The 2,555-nt window shown below is 41.7% G+C and carries 2 protein-coding genes and 2 pseudogenes; 2 read left to right on the top strand and 2 right to left on the bottom strand.

Annotated features, from left to right (window positions below; translation table 11 throughout):
- Positions 1 to 213 precede the first annotated feature (213 nt).
- A pseudogene (locus B9Y90_RS26775) lies at positions 214 to 366 on the top strand (IS3 family transposase); the annotation flags it as partial.
- A gap of 642 nt (positions 367 to 1,008) precedes the next feature.
- On the top strand, positions 1,009 to 1,689 hold the full coding sequence (locus B9Y90_RS25875; protein ID WP_085543134.1) for a Cthe_2314 family HEPN domain-containing protein: 681 nt from the start codon (positions 1,009 to 1,011) through the stop codon (positions 1,687 to 1,689).
- A gap of 367 nt (positions 1,690 to 2,056) precedes the next feature.
- Here the strand turns inward: B9Y90_RS25875 and B9Y90_RS25880 are convergent.
- Positions 2,057 to 2,473: pseudogene (locus B9Y90_RS25880) on the bottom strand (integrase core domain-containing protein); the annotation flags it as partial.
- Between the two features lie 10 nt (positions 2,474 to 2,483).
- On the bottom strand, positions 2,484 to 2,555 hold a 72-nt coding region (locus B9Y90_RS27480; protein WP_254902722.1), incomplete at its 5' end, for a hypothetical protein.

Consider the following 2,555-nt stretch of genomic DNA (forward strand, 5'->3'; position numbering starts at 1 on the left):
TTCCAGAATAGCAATGAAATTATTGATCTGGATGCGCTGGTTGCCGCGCTGAAACTGGGGTAACGGAAATTTCGGCGGTTCCGGCGTAGAACCCCGAAATGTTTTATAACAGTAAGCGTCGGCATGGTTCGAGCGAGCAGATGCCACCGGCTGAATATGAAAACCTATATTATCAACGGCTCAGAAGTGTCTAGATTATCCGTGGCGATTCAGTTCTATGGCAGAAACTGGGCGGGTATCACGCAGGAAAAATTTATCTGCTTCCTGGACAGCTACATACGCTGGTATAACGAAAAACGTATCAAGCTATCATTAGGTGCAATGAGTCCGGTGAAGTATCGGCAGCATCTGGGGATCACCACATAACAGTCCAGGAAAACGTCCGCATACCCTGAGACGACAATAACGCTTTGGGCTGACAACACTGGTGCGCATAATCTATCTTATGTTAAATTTAGTCCGCCATCCATTTAGTTCATGACCGCCCGCAGACCACATTTAACCATACATTAATCTATCCCCCATCTTCTGGCCAGAGGCTATATTTGGTGGGCACCAGAGGGTGCAAAAAGCATCAGAGCCAAGCAAAGATGACTAGATCGGGCACACTCTTACTTACGGCTGTGACTTACGCGCAGCTATGGGCGCATTGAGCGCTCTGCCACCCATTAACACCAAGAAACCTAGAGTCAGCTTGCAAGGAACAAGGGACTTGCAACTAGCGGGATAGCTGCCGTCGACCAGCAACAACTCCTGCATCCGTTATGGGCTGGGCCTATCAGCCACTCTTTTGCATGAGACCGTGAGCCTCTTCATGGTAATCATTACATTGCACTTATTAAGTTTATTATTTATATTATTGCATAAGATGACAACCTTTCACGTCAGCATGGCAAAAGCAGTTTAAAAATTGGTATGCTCGATGACGAATTAATGGAGGTTTTCTTGTTTTCCACCCATAAATCAGTGCATATATTACATCCTTATTTATCATCGTATGTAAGGAAAATGATTAAAGTTACCGAAGGAGCTGAAGGTATTCAGATTTATTATAAGGAGCACTACGCCAGGTCAGTCTTTTCTAGAGCAGTCGCATTACAAAATGCATATGATACATTAAACCTATCAATAGAATATTTGGACCGAGATGACTTTGCATCATCCTCTTTTGACTTTGAAAAACATTATCAATATCATTTAGAACATTTCTACCTCTCTGTATTTGGGATAATAGATCGTTGCTATTTGTTGGTGGGGACATCAATTATGTTGACAGATTCTGAAATTGATAAATTAGGAAGTGTACGCACTATTGAATCACGCTTAGGTCAACTTGAATCGTGCTCCAAGATATTAGATGCATTGAGAATTTTAAAATTAAACCAAGAAAATCTCAGGGCAACAAGGAACGCAATTGCCCACAAAAATGGTTTTACCAATGACCATATTGAGGCTTTAGAGTTTTTTAGTATTGCTTCTGATTTTCAGTCAAAATTCCCCGATGAATTTAAGCTTGATGAGGCTGAGGAAATAATAAGAAATGGTTTAAAAAAGAAGACGAAAAAAGAAATTGATTTAATACATACTACATTGAAGTCGGATGTTGAAAATGTTTTCCATAATTTAGAGTTTTTATACAATGGAATTGGGGAGATTGAAATGATGAATAAAGTAAGATTTGAGTATTGATTTTTAATGGTTCACATCAGTATCTTGCTAAGAGTTATTAATAATTTGTAAAGTGAGAGGGTTATTTTTAATAGCCATCAGATATAAGATCACGACAGCCTCTATAAAGCATATTTTCCCTAGCGTTGAATGTAAAACCTGAGCGTGTGAATTTATTTTCATTCTCACACACTATAAATATGATGCTCTGATTCTAGAGCGTGAATGTAGATAAGAATATTCACTCCGAGTGATCTGCCGCCATTATTAAACACAATAGTCAGTTAGTAATTTCGGTTTGTTTACCTTCACATTTTTCATTTCGCCACCGTGCTGTAAACTCCGATGGCGTCAGATAATTCAGTGAGGAATTGTAAGTACACCCGTTTTAGTTCCACGCACTTTTTGAGATTTCCGGGTTTTCAGTTATCAGCCGGTATTCTTCCGGCGTCAGATTATTCAGGGATTCATGAGGGCGCTCGCTGTTATATTCAGCCAGCCAACGCTCTGTAATTTCCCGTGCTTCATTCAGCGTCCTGAACAGATAAAAATCCAGTATTTCTGTCCTGTATGTACGGTTGAACCGTTCGATAAAGGCATTCTGCGTGGGCTTGCCGGGCCTGATAAATACCAGCATCACACCATGCTCTTCTGCCCATTGTGCCAGCGTCAGCGATATCAGCTCCGGACCGTTATCCATCCGCATTTTCAGCGGATATCCACGGTTTGCCACGATCCTGTCCAGCACTCTCACGACCCGCTGCGCCGGGATATTCAGGTCAATTTCGATCGCTAAATAGCTGCGCCTAATACCGCTACACTTTTGCCAGTCCATGTTTACCGCCGGGGAATGGGCTAGCGGTTTCCATAAAGTGCCTTACCTTTTG

It is taken from the genome of Cedecea sp. NFIX57, from assembly GCF_900177785.1.
GTDB lineage: Bacteria > Pseudomonadota > Gammaproteobacteria > Enterobacterales > Enterobacteriaceae > Cedecea > Cedecea neteri_C.

Coding starts and splice junctions, on each gene's coding strand:
- B9Y90_RS25875 (WP_085543134.1), top strand. CDS start 1,009: ATGATTAAAGTTACCGAAGGAGCTGAAGGTATTCAGATTTATTATAAG.